This window comes from Corynebacterium sp. UMB6689 (assembly GCF_030215295.1).
Lineage (GTDB): Bacteria > Actinomycetota > Actinomycetes > Mycobacteriales > Mycobacteriaceae > Corynebacterium > Corynebacterium aurimucosum.
Genome location: NZ_JASOLS010000053.1, coordinates 1 through 808, shown reverse-complemented (window position 1 = coordinate 808; position 808 = coordinate 1). Strand labels below are relative to the sequence as shown.

The 808-nt window shown below is 54.1% G+C and carries 1 pseudogene; it reads right to left on the bottom strand.

The features are described 5' to 3' along the window. Positions 1–70: 70 nt before the first annotated feature. A pseudogene (locus tag QP363_RS12625) lies at positions 71–730 on the bottom strand (transposase); the annotation flags it as partial. Positions 731–808 lie beyond the last annotated feature (78 nt).

Genomic DNA, 808 nt, shown 5'->3' with positions numbered 1-808 from the left:
AGGCATGGAGGTAGATTACCTTTCCCCGACCCAACACGGTCGGAATCGGAGGTGTCTACCAAACAGGGGGCAGGTCCGTGGTGGCTTTTAAATCCTGTGTGACACCTTCAGGCGGGTCAAGGAAGGCAAATAGTTGTTCTGCATGGATGAGTTTTTCCAAACGCTTTAATGCTCTGCGGGCGTTGCGGTGGGTGTACCACCATTTCTGGTTGGGACTGACCCATTTCGGTACTTGGCCTGCCGGTATAGCACTGCGGTAGGTGCGCTGTTTAAGCCACTCAGCAAAGGTAATGCGGGTGTGGTGGACTGCAGCTGTAAACCGCGCAGCATCTTCACGGTTGTGTACCTGAACAAGCATGTAGCCCAGTTTCCGGATTGCTTTATGGGCTGGGTGAATCGGGTTGCGGCTGATATCAGCAAAAGTGTTGCGTTGGACGTGAACTAGGCAGCGCTGGATGGCAACGTCGGGCCATTTGATACGCAGTGCCTTGAGCGCTCCACCTGCCCCGTCGGTGGTGACGATGAGTGGTTGCGCGATTTTGTCGAGCAGTTTCAGGTACTCGTATGAGCTTTCGCGCAGGCACCAGTGCCAGGCAATGACGTGTGTATTGGTGCAGGCTACCAGCAGGCATTTCTTGTGAAAGTAGGTGCCGTCGATAAAGACCTGGTCGTAAACACGATAGGGGTCAGAAGAAGTGGGCACGGTGATAAACCACAAAAGCTTGAACCACGGGCCTGACCCCCGGAAAGTAGACACCATGGGGTGGTGAAATTGTGGGGCTTACTTTAGCGCATTGTTACGCTGCGT